Source organism: Micromonospora sp. BS32, assembly GCF_059089345.1.
Window position 1 is genome coordinate 1 of record NZ_JBSSHR010000025.1, and the last position, 17,300, is coordinate 17,300.

Annotated in this window: 17 protein-coding genes; 13 read left to right on the forward strand and 4 right to left on the reverse strand. The window is 73.0% G+C overall.

Annotated features, from left to right (window positions below):
• Positions 1–875: 875 nt before the first annotated feature.
• The 3 genes from AC5RWQ_RS26705 to AC5RWQ_RS26715 all read left to right on the forward strand — a co-directional run bounded on the left by AC5RWQ_RS26705 (position 876) and on the right by AC5RWQ_RS26715 (position 3,667).
• Complete coding sequence (locus AC5RWQ_RS26705; protein WP_494285462.1) at positions 876–2,282, forward strand: hypothetical protein; 1,407 nt, start codon at positions 876–878, stop codon at positions 2,280–2,282.
• A gap of 180 nt (positions 2,283–2,462) precedes the next feature.
• Positions 2,463–3,209, forward strand: coding sequence for an SAM-dependent methyltransferase (locus tag AC5RWQ_RS26710; RefSeq protein WP_494285393.1), 747 nt, complete (start codon positions 2,463–2,465; stop codon positions 3,207–3,209).
• A 65-nt stretch (positions 3,210–3,274) separates the two neighbouring features.
• Positions 3,275–3,667, forward strand: coding sequence for a VOC family protein (locus tag AC5RWQ_RS26715; protein WP_494285394.1), 393 nt, complete (start codon positions 3,275–3,277; stop codon positions 3,665–3,667).
• Between the two features lie 51 nt (positions 3,668–3,718).
• On the opposite strand, the gene AC5RWQ_RS26720 is transcribed toward AC5RWQ_RS26715, so the two are convergent.
• Entirely contained in the window at positions 3,719–4,492 is a 774-nt protein-coding gene (locus AC5RWQ_RS26720) for a nucleotidyltransferase domain-containing protein (RefSeq protein ID WP_494285395.1), read from the reverse strand.
• A gap of 110 nt (positions 4,493–4,602) precedes the next feature.
• Here AC5RWQ_RS26720 and AC5RWQ_RS26725 point away from each other — a divergent pair, with 110 nt between their 5' ends.
• Together AC5RWQ_RS26725 and AC5RWQ_RS26730 are read left to right on the forward strand one after the other, a co-directional pair.
• Entirely contained in the window at positions 4,603–5,622 is a 1,020-nt protein-coding gene (locus AC5RWQ_RS26725) for a phage baseplate protein (protein ID WP_494285396.1), read from the forward strand.
• A gap of 115 nt (positions 5,623–5,737) precedes the next feature.
• Positions 5,738–6,133, forward strand: coding sequence for an aminoglycoside adenylyltransferase domain-containing protein (locus AC5RWQ_RS26730; protein ID WP_494285397.1), 396 nt, complete (start codon positions 5,738–5,740; stop codon positions 6,131–6,133).
• A gap of 18 nt (positions 6,134–6,151) precedes the next feature.
• On the opposite strand, the gene AC5RWQ_RS26735 is transcribed toward AC5RWQ_RS26730, so the two are convergent.
• From AC5RWQ_RS26735 to AC5RWQ_RS26745, 3 genes are all read right to left on the reverse strand, one after another.
• The gene (locus AC5RWQ_RS26735; RefSeq protein WP_494285398.1) at positions 6,152–6,823 is read right to left on the reverse strand and encodes a hypothetical protein; all 672 of its coding nucleotides are present in this window, start codon (positions 6,821–6,823) and stop codon (positions 6,152–6,154) included.
• A gap of 31 nt (positions 6,824–6,854) precedes the next feature.
• Entirely contained in the window at positions 6,855–7,799 is a 945-nt protein-coding gene (locus AC5RWQ_RS26740; RefSeq protein ID WP_494285399.1) for a diacylglycerol/lipid kinase family protein, read from the reverse strand.
• 135 nt (positions 7,800–7,934) lie between these two features.
• On the reverse strand, positions 7,935–8,432 hold the full coding sequence (locus AC5RWQ_RS26745) for a hypothetical protein (protein WP_494285400.1): 498 nt from the start codon (positions 8,430–8,432) through the stop codon (positions 7,935–7,937).
• Between the two features lie 290 nt (positions 8,433–8,722).
• On the opposite strand from AC5RWQ_RS26745, the gene AC5RWQ_RS26750 reads away from it, so the two are divergent.
• From AC5RWQ_RS26750 to AC5RWQ_RS26785, 8 genes are all read left to right on the forward strand, one after another.
• The gene (locus AC5RWQ_RS26750) at positions 8,723–9,718 is read left to right on the forward strand and encodes a helix-turn-helix domain-containing protein (protein WP_494285401.1); all 996 of its coding nucleotides are present in this window, start codon (positions 8,723–8,725) and stop codon (positions 9,716–9,718) included.
• A 130-nt stretch (positions 9,719–9,848) separates the two neighbouring features.
• On the forward strand, positions 9,849–10,778 hold the full coding sequence (locus AC5RWQ_RS26755; protein WP_494285402.1) for a diacylglycerol/lipid kinase family protein: 930 nt from the start codon (positions 9,849–9,851) through the stop codon (positions 10,776–10,778).
• A 119-nt stretch (positions 10,779–10,897) separates the two neighbouring features.
• Positions 10,898–11,500, forward strand: coding sequence for an SDR family oxidoreductase (locus AC5RWQ_RS26760; RefSeq protein ID WP_494285403.1), 603 nt, complete (start codon positions 10,898–10,900; stop codon positions 11,498–11,500).
• Positions 11,501–11,934: 434 nt separating this feature from the next.
• Positions 11,935–13,980, forward strand: a complete 2,046-nt coding sequence (locus AC5RWQ_RS26765; RefSeq protein ID WP_494285404.1) for a M4 family metallopeptidase — start codon at positions 11,935–11,937, stop codon at positions 13,978–13,980.
• A 156-nt stretch (positions 13,981–14,136) separates the two neighbouring features.
• Entirely contained in the window at positions 14,137–14,562 is a 426-nt protein-coding gene (locus tag AC5RWQ_RS26770) for a TOBE domain-containing protein (protein WP_494285405.1), read from the forward strand.
• Between the two features lie 2 nt (positions 14,563–14,564).
• Entirely contained in the window at positions 14,565–15,344 is a 780-nt protein-coding gene (gene modA, locus AC5RWQ_RS26775) for a molybdate ABC transporter substrate-binding protein (protein ID WP_494285463.1), read from the forward strand.
• 2 nt (positions 15,345–15,346) lie between these two features.
• Positions 15,347–16,189 carry a molybdate ABC transporter permease subunit gene (modB, locus tag AC5RWQ_RS26780; RefSeq protein ID WP_494285406.1) on the forward strand — a complete coding sequence of 281 codons (843 nt, stop codon included), beginning with the start codon at positions 15,347–15,349 and terminating at the stop codon, positions 16,187–16,189.
• On the forward strand, positions 16,186–17,265 hold the full coding sequence (locus AC5RWQ_RS26785) for an ABC transporter ATP-binding protein (RefSeq protein WP_494285407.1): 1,080 nt from the start codon (positions 16,186–16,188) through the stop codon (positions 17,263–17,265). Before modB ends, AC5RWQ_RS26785 begins: the two co-directional genes overlap by 4 nt.
• Positions 17,266–17,300 lie beyond the last annotated feature (35 nt).

Sequence of the window (17,300 nt, forward strand, 5' to 3'; positions counted from 1 at the left end):
CTACGTTACCCGGCGATTTTCACCGTGTCAAACCGCTCTATCGCGATCCGACCCGCTTCAAACCAATTCCGAGCACCACAATTAGAACCGGCTTCCGCCGCTTCCCCTCATGGTTTCCGTCAGGCCGGCCGGTGCGGTAACCCGCACACTCGCCCGGTTCCCTGCCGGCGTTGAACACTACCCGGTCGGCTCCGCCCCACCAAATCGACCCCCTGGGTCGATCCGGAGCACCGCCCGGGCCCACAGTCCGAGAAGGAGAACTTCTCGGCATCGGAAGCCGTTGCCCCGCTCCGGCCTTCCGGGCTTTCGCCCGTTACGTCCGTTCCGCGGTGACAGAGAGAAAGTTACGCCCCGGCCGAATTGATCGTCAAATTGGGCGGGGGCGTCCCGCGTCACATTGTCCACCCACGACCGTTGACGTTCACGTGGAGTAACGGAGAACCGCAGGTCAAAGGCACGTCACGCATTCCCCGCGCAGGTGAGCGCTTCGGCACGCAGGGTCGACTGCGGAGCCCGCACCGGTGATACCGACCAACCCGGTGCACGCGCAGGGCTGGCCAGCCGCGAGCTTGCGTACACCGCGACGAACGCCCACCACGACGCCGCCGGCGGGTCATCAGGCGACCGCGACGGCGTAGCTGCCGATCTCGTGGAAGAGGAGGTTGCAGCCGAGTCGGCCATCCGATGGTTCTCTCCGCCTCCTTCCGCCCGACGGGTATGGCCGCCAGACTGCTCTTTCGAAGGTGAGACGTCGACTGGATGATTCCGCAGGGCCCGGTGACCGCAGGGCCCGGTCGGCGGTAACCTGACGCCCCATCACGCCCCGCGTCGCGGCCCCGCCGCGCAGCGTCGGCCGAGGAGTACGGAGGATGGCTATGTCCACCGGCGAGGAGCCGTTCGCCCCGCGCGACGACGCGACCTCGCGGCCGAGCTTCGAGCTCGCGCTGCGCGGCTACGACAAGCGGCAGGTGGACCGGTACGTCGAACAGCTCGACGCACAGCTGGCCACCGTCACCGCCGACCGCGACCAGGCCACCAGCCGGGTCCACGGCCTGACCAGCCACATCCAGCGGTTGCAGGGCGAGCTGACCGAGCTGCGGCAGCGTCCGGCGCAGGTGGACCGGGCCTCGTTCCGCGACCTCGGCCCGATGGTCGACCAGATCCTGGCGCTGGCCGAGAAGCAGGCTGGAGCCATCACCGACGCCGCGACCCAGCGGGCCAACGCATTGCAGGCCGAGGCGGAGAAGGCGCTGGTGGAGGCGCGGGACCGGACCGCGCAGTCCCTGCGCGACCTGGACGAGGAGCTGGCCGCGCGCAACGCCGAGCAGGAGCAGGCGTACGAGGAGCGGCGGGCCGCGGTGGAGGCGGAGCTGACCGAGATCCGCGAGCGGGCCGAGAAGCTGCGGGCCGACGGCGAGGCCGCGCACGAGCGCGCCCAGCAGGAGGCGAAGCGGATCAGCGAGCAGACCGCCAAGCAGATCACCCAGACCCGGGCCGCGTCCGAGGCGCTGACCAAGGCCGCCCGGACCCAGATCCAGCAGGAGATCCAGGCCGCTCGCACGCAGAGCCAGCAGGAGCTGGCGCAGTGGCAGGCGAACATGGAGAAGGAGCTGGCCGAGCGGCGGGCCGCCGCCGAGCAGGAGCTGGCCGAACACCGGGCCGCCGCCGAGCAGGAGCTGACCAACCAGCACAGCGCGGCGGAGCAGCAGATCGCGGCGCTGATCGCCGAGGCCCAGCAGTACGCCACCGAGGTCCGCCAGCGCGCCGACGAGCAGGTCGCCGGGCACCACGAGCAACTGGCCACGGCGCAGCGGGAGATCGCCGAGCGGCAGCAGGCGCTGGCCGAGGTCACCGGGGAGCTGGAGACCGCGCGCGAGCAGCTCGCCGACATCCAGCAGGAGGGGGACACCGCCGAGCGCGAGCTGATGCACGCGCAGCGGCGCCTTGAGGAGGTCCGCCGGAGCCTGACGGCCGAGACGAAGCGGCTGGACGAGGCGCGGCAGGCGGCGGAGTCGGTGGAGCGGCACGCCAAGGACGTCCGGGCCCGGGTACAGCGGGAGGCGAAGCGGGTGGCGGACCTGGCCGCCGCGGCCGTGATGGCGGCCGCCGCCGGCGGCGGGGAGACCGCCGAGTACCCGATGCTGACCGCCCGGCCGGGGGCGGAGCCGTCGGTCGAGGAGACGTCGAAGGAGCCCGTCGCGCAGATCCCGGCCCCGCGGCCAGCCCCCGAGCCGTACGTCCCGGCGGCCGCGCACCGGCCCGAGGTGGTGCCGAGCAACTGAGCGCCGCCCGAAGTCGGTGACGGCCTCACGGCGGTGGAATTCCGGTTGCCGCCGTCCGTGGGCCGCGCCTAGCGTGGCGGCTCCGATCCGACCTACCGAAGAAGGTGTTATTCGTGCCCGCTGTCCGTGTGCGAACCGCGACCGACCACACCCATCCTTCGGACGTCAGGACACACCGACATGGATCTGGCACGTAGTCACGTCATCCGCGAAGGCGACCTTCGCATCCTCAACCCGTTCGACGCCGGCAAGCTGGCCGCCCTCGGGCGGGCCGTCAAGCTGCGCCCCGGCACGTCGCTGCTCGACCTGTGCAGCGGCAAGGGCGAACTGCTCTGCACCTGGGCCCGGGACCACGGCATCCACGGCACCGGGGTCGACATCAGCACCGTCAACACCGCCGCCGCCCGGGACCGGGCCAGGGAACTGGGAATGGCCGACCGGGTCCGCTTCGTGCACGGCGACGCCGCCGGGTACGTATCCGACGAGCCGGTCGACGTGGCCGCCTGCGTCGGCGCCACCTGGATCGGCGGGGGTGTCCCCGGCACCATCGACATCCTGGAGCGCAGCCTGCGCCCCGGCGGGATGCTGCTGATCGGGGAACCGTACTGGCGGCAGGACCCGCCCGACCCGGAGACGGTCCGGGCGTGTCACGCCGAGGCGAAGGACGACTTCCACGACCTGCCCGGCCTGGTGCGGCTCTTCCAGGACTGCGGCTGGGACCTGGTCGAGATGGTCCTCGCCGACCAGGACAGCTGGGACCGGTACGCCGCCGCGCACTGGCTCAACCTGCGGCGGTGGTTGGACGCCAACCCCGACGACGAGCTCGCCGGGGAGTTTCGGGCGGAGCTGACCGACGACCCCGTCCGGTACGTCCGCTACCGGCGGGAGTACCTGGGCTGGGGGGTCTTCGCGCTGCTGAGGCGCTGACCGGCGGTGGTGGCGCGGCCGGACGGTCGCGCCACCACGTCGGACCGCGCGGCTAGGCTCGGCCCGTGCTGACGTTGGGAGTGGTCGCCGTGGGGGTCACCGACGCCGAACGGGCGGCCCGCTTCTACGCCGAAGCCCTCGGCTACCGGCGGCAGCCGCTGGGCCGGGAGGAGGACGGCTTCGTCGTCCTGGCACCGCCCGACGGTGGCCCGCTGCTCGCCCTCGACGTGGTGGAGAGCCCGCCCCGCCGTCACCCGCGTATCCACCTCGACCTGCACGCCTGCAACGGCGACGAGATGCGGGCCGAGGTGGAACGGCTGGTCGGGTTGGGCGCCCGCCGGGTCGACTGGGACGGCTACCCGCAGGACCCGGGGGCCCACAACTACCAGGGGTTCGTGGTGCTGGCCGACCCCGAGGGCAACCACTTCTGCGTGGTCGACGGCAGCCGCGCGCCCTGACGCCGACCGGTGGGCGCGGCCGTCCAACGGGGACAAGCGGGCCCGTGAGGACTACCCCAGGTCAATCACTCGGTCCAGCACCCACCGTTGGAAGGCGCGCGCCTGCGGGCCGGTCGGTGGAGGGCCACCGGCGCGGGCGGCCACGCACCGCGCGACCAACCCGGCGTACGGCCCGGCGGCGGCGACCCGGCGGCCGGCGTCGACCTTCGACAGCCAGACCCCGTCGCGGAGCCGGACCAGCGAGCGGCAGGCGCCCAGCACCGCGTCCTCGGCGCCGGGCGCGGGCCCGTCCCCGGGTGGCGCCGGCAGCTCGAGCCACCAGCGCAGCGCGTCGGCGAGCAGCCGGCGCAGGTCGTCCGGGATCAGGTCGGCGAAGACCTCGGGGGCGGGCGGACCGAGCAGGGCGTACCCGCGCTGGTGCAGGATGCTGCGGTCCAGTCCGTACCAGAAGCGGCCGTCGGCGGCGGGCCGCTCCGCCGGGTCCCAGGTCACCCGGAACGGCATCCGCGCCCCGGTGTTCAGCTCGACCTCGAAGCCGGGCTCGGCGGTGCCGGAGCCGGCCACCGCGCGGGTGTAGCCGACCAGCTCCAGGCCGCGCGCCGGGCAGGGCAGCGCCTCGTGCCGCAGCCCGGCCACCAGATCACGCTTACGTCGGTCGTCCAGCCGGTCGGCGACGACCAGCGCCACGTCGACGTCGCTGCGGCCCGGCTGGTAGGCGTCCAGGCCGACCGAGCCGGCCGCGTACGCGCCGACCAGGTCGTCGCCGAGGACGTCGCGGGCCGCGGCGACCAGGTCGTCGAGATACCGCCGTACGGTCGGGTCCATGCCCGCCATCCTGCCCGCGGCCCACCGGGTGGCCGGCCGGCGGCCCCCACCCGCGGCCGATCCATCGATAGGGTGTGTGGCGATCATCGATCTATGACGGGGAGACTTCCATGGGTGCAGTCGTCAGCCGCCGTACCCTGCTGCGCACCGCCGGTGGCGTCGCCGCGGGTGCCGCCCTCGGCGCGGCGGTCGCCCGCCCCGCCCTGGCCGCGGTGCCGACGTCGAAGCGGTTCGACCTCAGCGATCCGTCGGACATGCTGATCCGCGAGAAGAACCTGCACAACAACACCGTGCTGCAGTCCTTCGCCTTCGACAACGTCAACAAGCGGATCTACACCGTGCAGGTCGTGCAGGGCGGCCTCCAGCTTCCCGGGGAGAGCGCCCCGGTCAGCGGCACCACCCGGGCCGACAACGGTGGCCTCTGCGTCACCCAGCTCGACATCGCGGGCAGCAAGCTCGGCTTCATGTACCTCAAGGGCTTCGGCCACGGCGTGCAGATCGGCGTCGAGCCGTCCGGTACGGCGGCCTACCTCTGGACCGAGACCGACTCGGTCAACGCCAGGGGCACCTCCATCGCCCGCTTCAAGTTCACCAGCGGCGCCGTGCTGACCACCTCGTCGTCGGTACTGGAGAAGCACAAGCCGGTCAGCGGCTCCACCACCAACACCTGCACGATCGACCCCACCACGAACCGGTTGATCTTCCGGCACTCGGTCAGCGGCGCGACGCGCTACAACGTCTACAACCTCGCCGACGTGCGGGCTCGCAACTACACCCCGCTGGTCAGCGTCGTCCAGCCGTCCACCGTCGGCGTCAGCCGGCCGTTCCAGGGATACACGGCGCTCGGCAGTTACCTCTACATGCTGGAGGGGTCCGCCTACGGTACGTACGACTCGGTGGAGCCGACCGGCAACACGTACATCACGGTGCAGAACCTGAACACCGGCGCGCAGGTCGACCGCCAGCTCACCAAGGCCGGCTACACCATCCCCTTCCGCGAGCCGGAGGGCATGGGGCTGCACCTGCCGACGGCGGGCGACCCGAACTCGGCCCGGCTCTGCTTCGGCTTCGCCGGCGGCGACTCGGGCACCCGCAACGCCAGCATCTACTACAAGGACCTGCTGATCTGAGCACGCCGACGCCCGTACCCGCCGGGCCAGCCCTGACGGCGTCGCGCCGCCCGCCCCTGGAACTGCACGTCGGCCGACACGACCGATCGTCGGTCGGCGTCGAGGTGGCCCGTCGGTGGCCGGCGACCCCGACCTGCCCACCGAGCTGTCCGCGGCCCGGGCGCACGGGCGGGCCCTGCGCGGTGCCCGACCGGACGAGGTGCTCAGGCCGGTGCCGGCCGAGTGGATCGTGGCACGCGGCCGGCACTGGCTGACGACGTGGCGGTCCCGCACCGGCGACGCGGAGAACGCGGCGTTCATGGTGCTCACCGCCTGCCGGATCTGGCGCTTCGCTGTCGAGCGTGAGCACAGCGCCAAGGCGCGGGCCGCCCGCTGGGCGCTGCGGCGGGATCCCTCGCTGACCGCGGTCCGGCAGGCGCTGCACCAGTACGAGACGGACCCGGCGACGCCGATCGACTCGGACGGCATCGCCGAGGTGCTCGACACCGTGCGACGCGACACCACCCCGTGAACGGCACGCCGATCCCCGTCAGGTCGACGACGACTTCGTCAGGCTCCCGTCGGCGATGATGGCCTCGCCCTTGACCAGCCAGGCGACGCCGAAGGCGAGCACCGCCACCGTCTCGCCCCAGAAGACCGGCTTGACCGCCTCCTGGACGGACTCGGGGAGGAACGTGCTGGCCACGGTGGCCACGATCGCCGCGACGATCAGCCAGCCGCAGACCCGGTAGATCCGGTTGCGGACCAGCTTCTCCGGGGTGGGCACGTCGCCGGGCTCGGTACGGGTGAACAGCAGCAGACAGAACCCGGCCAGGATCACGAAGAGCACGGCGGCGCAGACCTGGTGCACGCGCCCGACCAGCACGTCGGTGTCGCTCACCGTCGTCCGCGCCGCGCCGGCGGCGGTGGGGAAGAGCGCCACCGCGATCGCCAGCACCCCAGCGACGGAACTCGCCACGTCGTCGAGGCGGCGGTACCGGTAGCAGATCAGGAAGACGCCAATGGCGCAGAGGCTGCCGACGAAGATGTCCCGCATCCCGGTGTGGTACGCCCCGCTGATCGACTCCAGCAGCGTGAACCGGCCGGCGAGCAGCGCGTTGCCGATGGTCACCACGAACGGCAGCGCGATGCCGACCACGCCGATGCCCCGGCGCAGCCGGCGTACCGTCACCATGTCCTGCGACGGCCGCCCCGGATCCATGACTCCAGTCGATGCCATCGCGGGACCCGCGTCAACCCCTGACGTCCGGCTCCGGGCAGCAGACCGTCAGTGCCCCCGGCACCACCTTCACCTTGAGCTTCGTCGCCGTGGTCCGCGCGCCGCCGTCCAGCTCGTAGGTCTTGGGCACGGCGAAGCGCACCGTCACCTTCCGGCCCCGGGTGATCCGGACGAAGGGCGAGTCCTCCGAGCGGCCGGTCGCCATCCGGCCGAGGGTGCGGGCCCAGTCGATCGCGCCGCTGGCGGTGGAGACGCCGATCTCCAGCGCGCCGTCGTCGGGGCGGGCGTCGTCGAAGGCCGGCACTCCCCCGGTGATGGTGCCGACGTTGCCGAAGAGCACGCAGCTCGCCTCGCCGTCGAACCAGTCCGCGCCGTCGACCCGGATCCGGGTCCGCACGCACTCCCCGCGCACGTGCCGCAGGCCGGTCCAGACGTACGCGACGCGGCCCAGCTTGCCCTTGAGCTTGCGGTCGGCCTCCCGGATCAGATCCCCGTCGAAGCCGGCGCCGGCCATCACCGCGAAGTGTTCGCCGTTGAGCTTGCCGAGGTCGAGCCGGCGCCGCCGGCCGTGCAGGCCGATCCGTACCGCTTCGGCGAGGTCGGCGGGGATGCCGAGGTTGGTGGCGAAGAGGTTGGCGGTGCCGGCCGGCAGGATCGCCATGGCGGCGTCGGAGCCGGCCATGGCGTCCGCGCACCGCTGCACCATGCCGTCCCCGCCCCAGACGAAGACCAGGTCGGCGCCCTTCTTCAGCGCCTTGCGGGCCTTCGCGGGGGCCTTGCGGCTCTTGGGCACCTCGTACCAGAGCAGGTGCTCGACCCCGGCGGCGACGAGGGTCGCCCGCAGCTCGTCGAGACCCCCGCCGAGGGTCTTCTTCCGGTGCGCGACGACCGCGACGGTGCCCACCGCCGGGGTGGTCGCGGCCCGGGTGTCCGGATCGGTGACCGCGCTCCTGCTCATGGCCCCCGGTGATACCCAGGCGGCGAAGTTCCCACGCCTGGACGTCGGTCGGCCACAGGCCCGGGACGGGCAGGGCCCGCTCGCGCTACATGCGGAGCGGGCCCTGCCCGGCGTCAGATTCGCAAACGTCGGTCGTCAGGACCGGGCGTAGTAGACGCCGCTGCAGTACTCCGTGGTTCCCTGCACCAGACAGATCTTCAGCGCCACCGGGGTGTTCTCCGCGATGTCGCCCGTCCTCCAGCTCGTGCAGTACGGAGAGTTGTAGCCGCGGGTCGACGCCACCCGATCGGTCGAGTAGAAGCCGCTGGAGGACCCGATGTCCATCCGAAGCTCGACGCCGAGACCGTCGGCGTACTGGTCGCACGCGTAGATGGCGTCACCCGGCGCACCGTAGGCATCCGGGTCAGCCTGGAAGTGGCCGATCCCGATCAGCTGGCCGGCACCGTTGTAGACGTCAAGGCTGCGGCTGTACGACGTCGAGTAGTCCGAACCGGTGAGCTGCACCGACGTCTTGATGGTGTAGTCCGAGGGAAGTGCCGCCATCGCCGGCGCCTGACCCCCCATCAGCATCATGGCCACCGCGGCCACCGCGGCGACTGCCACCCGGAGGGGCGAGAGCATCCTGTTTCTCATGTCTTCTCCCTTACTGGTGCCGGACACCCCGTGTGTCCGCGCCCCGTGCGCGTCCGGTAACGGAAGCTTGCGCCGATGGATGACGGGGGCAGCCCCAGGATCATGGCCATCAGCACGGCAGACCATAATGGAGCTTGCCCCGATGATCAATGCCTTGTTCATCCGCGGGCGACGATTCCGTCGTCCGTCGGGGAACCCGGTCGACCATCCGGGTGCCTATAGGTCGGCAGGTGTGGCGTACCCGCCTCCGGTGCGCGAGACTTGAGGCCCGACACTCCAGGGACGGGGGCATGGGCACCTCCACACAGGATGATGCGGCGGCGGCCTTCGTGCGGGAACTGACCCACTGGCGCCACCAGCGGGGACTGTCAAAGAAGGAGCTGGCCGAGCGGACCGGCTTCGACCCCTCGTACGTCAGTCACATCGAGAACGGCCGGCACCAGCCCACCGAGGAGTTCGCCCGCCGGGTCGAGGTGGTGCTCGACAGCGGCAACCGGATCTGGCAGCGGTACGTCGTCTTCGCCGAGAGCCGCGGCCAGGGCGGCCGGCTCTCCGCCCTGGGCCCGACCGCCGTCCCACCGCCGAGCGGCTCGCATCTGGTGATCGAGGACGAGCAGGCCACCCTCAGCCTGGTCGACGGCTGGTACGAGTGCCGGTTCCGCCGCACCCTGCACAGCGTCGGCACCGAGCCGATCACCCGGCACACCGTGCAGATCGACATCGACCGGTTCCCCGACGACCCGGCCCGCTCGACGGCGTTCCACGGTCGGCACCCGCTCACCCTGGACGAGGTGGACTTCCGGGCGACCATCGGCGGCGAGCAGCCGGAGCCGATGCGGTGGCGGGTGACCCGCAGCCGGGACGCCTTCCTGAAGATCGCGCTGATGTTCGACTCCGGCGGCACGCCGCTGCCGCTCTATCCCGGGCAGCGCACCGTGGTCGACTACGCCTACCGGGTGCCGGTGTGGAAGTTCGGCGACTGGTTGCAGCGTGACATCCGGCTGCCGACCCGGCACCTGACGATCCGGCTGGACTTCCCGGCCGCCACCCGACCCACGGTGTGGGGCAGCGAAACCTCGTTCACCTCGGAGAGCACCACCGAGGTGACCCCGCAGCGGCGGGAACGCGAGGGTGTCGTGGCGTACGAGTGGGCGGTGCCGCGCCCTCGGCTGCGGGGGCAGTACCGGCTGCACTGGCGCTACGCCGACCCGCGGGCCGCGCTGGCCGGCGCGGACGTGCTGGCGGCGCCGGAGGCCGCGCCGGCAACCCGGGCGACGGTCTGCTGACCGGTGGGCCCGCCGCCGGGCGCCCGGCGCGTCGGGTGGCCGGGGAACGCGCGGCGACGGGCGGCCCGGGAGCCCGCGACGACGGGTGAACCCCCAGGGGCGGGGGCGCGCCGGCGATAAGGTCGCGCTCATGCGCAGCAAGCAGGAGTTGACCGAGGCCGTCCGGCGGGACCGACGGGCGGCGCTGGTCGTCAACGCCCACTCCCGCCGGGGCCGGCAGCGCTACGAGCACGTCCGGGCCCGGCTGCTGGCGGCCGGGTTCGACCTGGTCGCCTGCTGTCCGGTGGAGCACCCGGGCGAGTTGGAGCGCTGCCTCGCCGAGGCCGCCGACCTGGGGCCGGACCTGCTCGTGGCCGGCGGCGGGGACGGCACGCTCAGCGCCGCCGCCCGCCTGCTCGCCCACCGGGACATCGCGCTCGGCCTGCTGCCGCTGGGCACCACCAACAACTTCGCCCGCACCGTCGGGGTGCCGCTGGACCCGGCGGGGGCGGTCGCCGTGCTGACCGACGGCAAGGTCGTCGACGTGGACCTCGGGGTGGCCGGTGGAATGCGGTTCGCCAACCATGTGGGCGTCGGGCTCTCCGCCGACATCATGCGCCGGACGCCGCCCCGGCTGAAGCGGCTCACCGGCCGGCTGGCGTACCCGGCGACCGCGCTGGCGCTGCTGGTCGGGCACCGGCCGCTGCGGGTCTCGCTGCGCGTCGACGGCGCCACGCACGAGCTGGTCACCCACCAGCTGTACGTCGCCAACGGCGGCTTCCACGCCGGCCGGCCGATCACCGCCGACGCCGACGCCGACGACCGGCTGCTGGTGGCGTACCCGGTCGGCGGGCCGGCCCGGCACGACCTGCTGCGGCACGCGGCCCGCAACGCGGCCACCGGCGGCAGCCGGACCCTGGACCAGCGGCCCTTCCTGGCCGGCGGTGAGGTCTGGGTGGAGACCGACCGACCGGCGCGGGTGGAGGTCGACGGCGAGCTGTGCGGCAGCACGCCGTTGCGGATCGGTCTGGACGCCAACGCGTTACGCGTGATGGCGCCCGCCGGCACCGAGGACCGCTGACCGGCGTCCCGCCCGTACCCGATCGAGGAGGGATCTGATGACCGAGCGGCCCGTCGCGGTGGTGACCGGCGCGAACCGGGGCATCGGCCTGGAGGTGGCCCGTCAGCTCGTCGCGCGGGGTGGAGACGGTGCTGACCGCCCGCGACCCCGCCCGCGCCCGATCGGCGGCGGAGCGGATCGGCGCGGCGCACGGGGTGGTCGACGTCGCCGACGACGGGTCGGTCGACCGGTTCCAGGGGTGGCTGCGCGACCGGTACGGCGCCCTGCACGTGCTGGTGAACAACGCCGGCGGGCACTACGACGCCGGGCAGGACGCGGTCTCCGCGGACCTCGACGTGGTCGGCGAGGCGCTGGCGGTGAACCTGCTGGGGGCCTGGCGTGTCTGCCGGGCGCTGCTGCCGCTGATGGCCGACGGCGGCCGGGTGGTGAACGTCTCCAGCGGTGCCGGCTCGTTCGCCGAGACGGCGGGGGCTGCCGGCACCCCGGCGTACGCGGTGTCGAAGGCCGCGCTGAACATGCTGACCGTCAAGCTCGCCGCCGAGCTGCGGCACCGCCGGATCGCCGTCAACGCGGTCTGCCCGGGCTGGGTCGCCACCGACATGGGCGGCGCGGGCGGCCGGCCGGTGGCCGACGGGGCCGCCGGCGTGGTGTGGGCGGCCACCCTCGGCCCGGACGCCCCGACCGGCGGCTTCTTCCGCGACGGTCACCCGATCCCCTGGTAGCCGGCGCGGCCCGCAGCGGGGGCGGGTCCCGGCCGCCACGACGGACATGACGATCATGTCCCGCTGCTGCCCTACCGGGACATTGCGCATGGGCCGCACGATCCGGCGAAAAGATCAAGTCGGACACCTACCGGCCGGTACGCCATTGTGGATCACCTGTTCAGGCACGGGCGGTCGACCGACGTTCACCTGACCGAAACAACCGGCGGACCCGGATCACCGGTCGTTGCCCGAGTCAACCCATTGATATCAATGGCACCTCGTGTGATTGTGCCTCCAGCACGTCGCCAACCCCCGGCGACGCGCGACGGCAGGTCGACCACCCCCGAGCGCGCCGGCAGCTCTGGAAGACCCGACGTCGCATGCCTCGACGCAGCATCGGCGCGCGACCCCACAGGGCATCGCGACGCCGCCCGAGAACAGGAGCGCCCCTCTTGAAGCTCTCACCCCGCCTCGTCGCGCTCTCCGGCGCGGCCGCGGCCGGCCTGATCGCCGCGGGTACCGCCGCGGCAGTCCAGGCCGCGCCCCCGAGCCCCGCCCCGAACCCGGCGCAGGCCCGCGCCCTCGCCGCCAACGCGGCGAGCTCGCTGGTCGCCAGCCGTCCGTCCTACCTGCACGCCAGCGCGAACGACGCGTTCGTCCAGCAGCCGGTGATCTCCTCCGAGGGCACCCAGTACGTGCCGTACGAGCGCACGTACAAGGGCCTGCCGGTCACCGGTGGCGACTTCGTCCTTGCCACCAAGGCGAGCGGTGAGGTCACCTACGCCTCGGTCGCCCAGCAGCAGACCATCGGCGACCTCTCCACCACCCCGAAGCTGACCTCGGCGGCCGCCGCGAACACGGCCCGCGCCCAGCTCAAGACGGTGACCACCGTCGAGGGCACCAACCTCGTCGTCTACACCCTGGGCGCCAAGCCCGCGCTGGCCTGGGAGACCACCGTCCGGGGCACCGACGCGGAGGGCCCGAGCCGGCTCACCGTCGACGTCGACGCCACCACCGGCGCGGTGCTCGGCAAGCAGGAGCACATCGTGCACGGCAGCGGCACCGGCGCCTGGAACGGCCCGGTCACCCTCAACACCACGCTGTCGGGCAGCACGTACTCCATGAAGGACCCGAGCGCCACCAACCTGAGCTGCCAGGACGCCGCCACCAACACGACGTTCACGGGCTCGGACGACGTCTGGGGCAACGGCACCGGGACCAACAAGGAGACCGGCTGCGTCGACGCGCTCTTCGCCGCGCAGACCGAGCACAAGATGCTGTCGCAGTGGCTGGGCCGCAACGGCGCGGACGGCAACGGCGGCTACTGGCCGATCCGGGTGGGCCTGAACGACCAGAACGCCTACTACGACGGCACCCAGGTGCAGATCGGCAAGAACACCGCCGGCCAGTGGATCGGCTCGATGGACGTGGTGGCGCACGAGATCGGCCACGGCATCGACGACAAGACCCCGGGCGGCATCTCCGGCAGCGGCACCCAGGAGTTCGTGGCGGACGTCTTCGGCGCGGCGACCGAGTGGTTCGCCAACGAGCCGTCCACCTACGACGCTCCCGACTTCCTGGTCGGCGAGAAGATCAACCTGGTCGGCTCCGGCCCGATCCGCAACATGTACAACCCGTCGGCGCTGGGCGACCCCAACTGCTACTCCAGCAGCATCCCCAGCACCGAGGTGCACGCCGCGGCCGGCCCGGGCAACCACTGGTTCTACCTGCTGGCCATGGGCAGCAACCCGACCAACGGCCAGCCGACCAGCTCGACCTGCAACAGCAGCACCGTTACCGGTCTGGGCATCCAGAAGGCCACCAAGATCATGTACAACGCGATGCTGATGAAGACCTCGTCGTCGTCGTACCTGAAGTACCGCACCTGGACGCTACAGGCCGCCAAGAACCTGTACCCGACCAGCTGCACCGAGTTCAACACCGTCAAGGCGGCCTGGAACGCGGTCAGCGTCCCGGCCCAGACCGGTGACCCGACCTGCACCAGCAGCACGCCGACCCCGACCACGACGACCACCGCGCCGCCGACGGGCTGCTCCGGCCAGAAGCTGGCCAACCCCGGCTTCGAGTCCGGCAACGTGAGCTGGTCCGCGACCTCGGGCGTCATCACCAACTCGACCAGCCAGGCCGCGCACGGCGGTTCGTACAAGGCGTGGATGGACGGGTACGGCTCGACCCACACCGACACCCTGTCGCAGTCGGTGAGCATCCCGGCCGGTTGCCGGGCCACGCTCTCCTTCTACCTGCACATCGACACGGCCGAGTCGGGCAGCACCGCGTACGACAAGCTGACCGTCAAGGCCGGCGGCACCACCCTGGCGACGTACTCGAACGTCAACGCCGCCAGCGGCTACGTGCTGAAGTCGTTCGACGTCTCCTCGCTGGCCGGCACCACCGCCTCCATCTCGTTCAGCGGGGTGGAGGACAGCTCGCTGCAGACCTCGTTCGTGGTGGACGACACCGCGCTCACCCTGAGCTGATCCCTTCCAGCACCGGCAATGGCCGGTCGTCGCGTCCGCGACGGCCGGCCGCTCGCTTCTCCACCGCAGTTGCGGCCCTCCATGGTCGCCTCTCCTCTGGTACGCGAGCCATCCGCCGCCTTTACCCTCGCGGATGCAAGGCACTACCCTGACCGGGTGACCGTGTTCCGGATCAGCGAGGCGGCCGAACTGCTGGGCGTCAGCACCGACACCGTGCGGCGCTGGGTCGACGCCGGGCGGCTGCCCGCCAGCCGCGACGAGCACGGTCACCGGCTGATCGACGGCGGCGACCTGGCCGGCTTCGTCCGGGCCCAGGCCGCCGCGCCGGACGGCGGGACGGAGTTCTCGTCGGCCCGCAACCGGCTGCGGGGCATCGTCACCGCGGTCACGCGGGACACGGTGATGGCACAGGTCGACATCCAGGCCGGGCCGTTCCGGATCGTCTCGCTGATGAGCCGGGAGGCCGTCGACGAGCTGGACCTGCGCGTCGGCTCCGTCGCCGTGGCCGTGATCAAGTCGACCACCGTCGTGGTGGAGCGGCCCGCTCCCCCCGGCGGCGCCAAGGGGAGGACCAGCCCGTGAGGATCCGCGCCGTCCTGGCCGCCGTCGTCGCCCTGGCCGTGGCGGGCGTCGCCGGCTGCGGCGACGACACCGCCGCCCCCGCGCCCGGCGGCGGCACCGACCGGGTGACCGGGACCGTGACGGTGTTCGCGGCGGCCTCGCTGACCGAGTCGTTCACCCGGCTCGGCGAGCGGTTCGAGGCAGCACACCCGGGGACGACGGTGACCGTCAACTTCGCCGGCAGCTCCGCCCTGGCCAACCAGATCAACCAGGGTGCCCCCGCCGACGTGTTCGCCGCCGCCGCACCGAAGAACATGGCCACCGTGACCGACGCCGGCAACGGCGACGGCAGTCCGACCACCTTCGCCCGCAACCGGTTGGTGATCGCGGTGCCGAAGGGCAACCCGCAGCGGATCGCCGCGCTGGCCGACCTGGCCCGGCCGGGGGTGAAGGTCGCGGTCTGCGCCGAGCAGGTGCCGTGCGGCGCGGCCGCCCGCAAGGCCCTCGACGCCGCACAGGTCGACCTCACGCCGGTGACGCTGGAGCAGGACGTCAGGGGGGCGCTGGCCAAGCTGCGGCTCGGCGAGGTCGACGCCGCGCTGGTCTACCGCACCGACGCCCGGGCCGCCGCCAGCGACGTGGACGGGGTGGAGTTCCCCGAGTCCGCGGGTGCGGTCAACGACTACCGGATCGTCGTACTGGCCGACGCCCCCAATCCGGCCGGCGCGCGCGCCTTCGTCGCCCTGGTGCTGTCCGCGCAGGGCCGCACGGTGCTCACCGACGCCGGCTTCCAGGCCCCGTAGCCGTGCTCCCCGTCGACGACACCGCCGCACCGCCGGCAGCCGCGACCCGACCCCGCCGGGTACCGGGGCGCCGGGTGCCGGTCGCGCTGCTCGTGCCGGCCGCCCTCGGGCTGCTCTTCCTGGTACTGCCGCTGGCCGGGCTGCTGCTGCGCGCCCCGTGGGCCGCACTCCCCCAGCGGCTCGCCGCGCCGGGCGTGCTGACCGCACTGCGGCTCTCGCTGCAGTGCGCCACCCTCGCCACGCTGCTCTGCCTGGCGCTCGGCGTACCCCTGGCCTGGCTGCTGGCCCGGGTGGAGTTCCCCGGCCGGCGGGTGGTCCGCGCCCTGGTCACCGTGCCGCTGGTGCTGCCGCCGGTGGTCGGTGGTGTGGCGCTGCTGCTGGTGTTCGGCCGCAACGGGGCGCTCGGCGGCTGGCTGGACGCCACCTTCGGCGTCACCCTGCCGTTCACCACCACCGGGGTGGTGCTCGCCGAGGCGTTCGTCGCGATGCCCTTCCTGATCATCGCGGTGGAGGGGGCGTTGCGCGGCGCCGACAGCCGGTACGAGGAGGCCGCGGCCACCCTCGGCGCCGGCCGCTGGACCACCTTCACCCATGTCACGCTGCCGCTGGTCGCACCCGGCGTGGCCGCCGGCGCGATGCTCTGCTGGGCCCGGGCGCTCGGCGAGTTCGGCGCCACCATCACCTTCGCCGGCAACTATCCCGGGCGCACCCAGACCATGCCGCTCGCCGTCTACCTGGCGCTGGAGACCGACGTGGACGCCGCCATCGTGCTCAGCCTGATCCTGCTCACCGTGTCGGTCGCGATCCTCGCCGGGCTGCGCGACCGCTGGATCACCAGCCCGTGACCGGCCCGTTGCTCGACGCGCACCTGGTGGTCGACCGGGGCGGCTTCCGGCTCGACGTGCGGCTGGAGGTCGGCGCCGGCGAGGTGGTCGCGCTGCTCGGCCCGAACGGCGCGGGCAAGACCACCGCCCTGCGGGCGCTCGCCGGGTTGCAGCCGCTCACCGCCGGGCACGTCCGCCTCGACGCGGTGGACCTGGACCGGCCGGACCGGCGGGCGTGGGTGCCGCCGGAGCGCCGCCCCGTCGGCGTGGTCTTCCAGGACTACCTGCTCTTCCCGCACCTCACCGCGCTGGACAACGTGGCGTTCGGGCCCCGCCGGCAGGGTCTGGACCGGCGGGCCGCGCGGGACCGGGCCGCCGGGTGGCTGGACCGGGTCGGCCTGGCGGCACACGCCCGGCACCGGCCCCGGCAGCTCTCCGGCGGGCAGGCCCAACGGGTCGCCCTCGCCCGGGCGCTCGCCGTACGCCCGGCTCTGCTCCTGCTCGACGAGCCGCTCGCGGCGCTGGACGCCCGGACCCGGCTGGACACCCGCGCCCAGCTGCACCGGCACCTGGCCGACCACACCGGCGCGGCCCTACTGGTCACCCACGACCCGCTGGACGCCCTGGCGCTGGCCGACCGGCTGGTCATCGTGGAGAACGGCCGGGTGGTGCAGGAGGGCGACGCGGCGGAGGTCACCGCCCGCCCGCGCACCGACTACGTGGCCCGGCTGGTCGGGTTGAACCTCTACCGGGGGCGCGCCGACGGGACCGTGGTGCACCTCGCCGACGGGTTCGCCGTCGCCACCGCCGACCGGCTCGACGGGGACGCCTTCGTGGTCTTCCCGCCCACCGCCGTGGCCCTGCACCCGCACCGCCCCGAGGGCAGCCCGCGCAACACCTGGCCGGCCACGGTCACCGGGGTCCAGCGGCACGGCGACAACCTGCGGGTCCAGCTCACCGGCCCGGTCACCGCCGCCGCCGACGTCACCCCCGCCGCGGCGGCACAACTCCGGCTGGCGCCCGGGCAGCCGGTGTGGGCGGCGGTGAAGGCGGCCGAGACCCGGGCGTACCCGGCGGGGTCGCGCTCGTCGTCGTAGCCGGCACGGCACATGGCGGCCGGACCGATTGACAT

Bases quoted from the DNA above. Each gene is read 5' to 3' on its own strand.
- AC5RWQ_RS26705 (WP_494285462.1), top strand. From the start codon at position 876: ATGTCCACCGGCGAGGAGCCGTTCGCCCCGCGCGACGACGCGACCTCG.
- AC5RWQ_RS26710 (WP_494285393.1), top strand. From the start codon at position 2,463: ATGGATCTGGCACGTAGTCACGTCATCCGCGAAGGCGACCTTCGCATC.
- AC5RWQ_RS26720 (WP_494285395.1), bottom strand. From the start codon at position 4,492: ATGGACCCGACCGTACGGCGGTATCTCGACGACCTGGTCGCCGCGGCC.
- AC5RWQ_RS26725 (WP_494285396.1), top strand. From the start codon at position 4,603: ATGGGTGCAGTCGTCAGCCGCCGTACCCTGCTGCGCACCGCCGGTGGC.
- AC5RWQ_RS26735 (WP_494285398.1), bottom strand. From the start codon at position 6,823: ATGGATCCGGGGCGGCCGTCGCAGGACATGGTGACGGTACGCCGGCTG.
- AC5RWQ_RS26740 (WP_494285399.1), bottom strand. From the start codon at position 7,799: ATGAGCAGGAGCGCGGTCACCGATCCGGACACCCGGGCCGCGACCACC.
- AC5RWQ_RS26745 (WP_494285400.1), bottom strand. From the start codon at position 8,432: ATGAGAAACAGGATGCTCTCGCCCCTCCGGGTGGCAGTCGCCGCGGTG.
- AC5RWQ_RS26750 (WP_494285401.1), top strand. From the start codon at position 8,723: ATGGGCACCTCCACACAGGATGATGCGGCGGCGGCCTTCGTGCGGGAA.
- AC5RWQ_RS26755 (WP_494285402.1), top strand. From the start codon at position 9,849: ATGCGCAGCAAGCAGGAGTTGACCGAGGCCGTCCGGCGGGACCGACGG.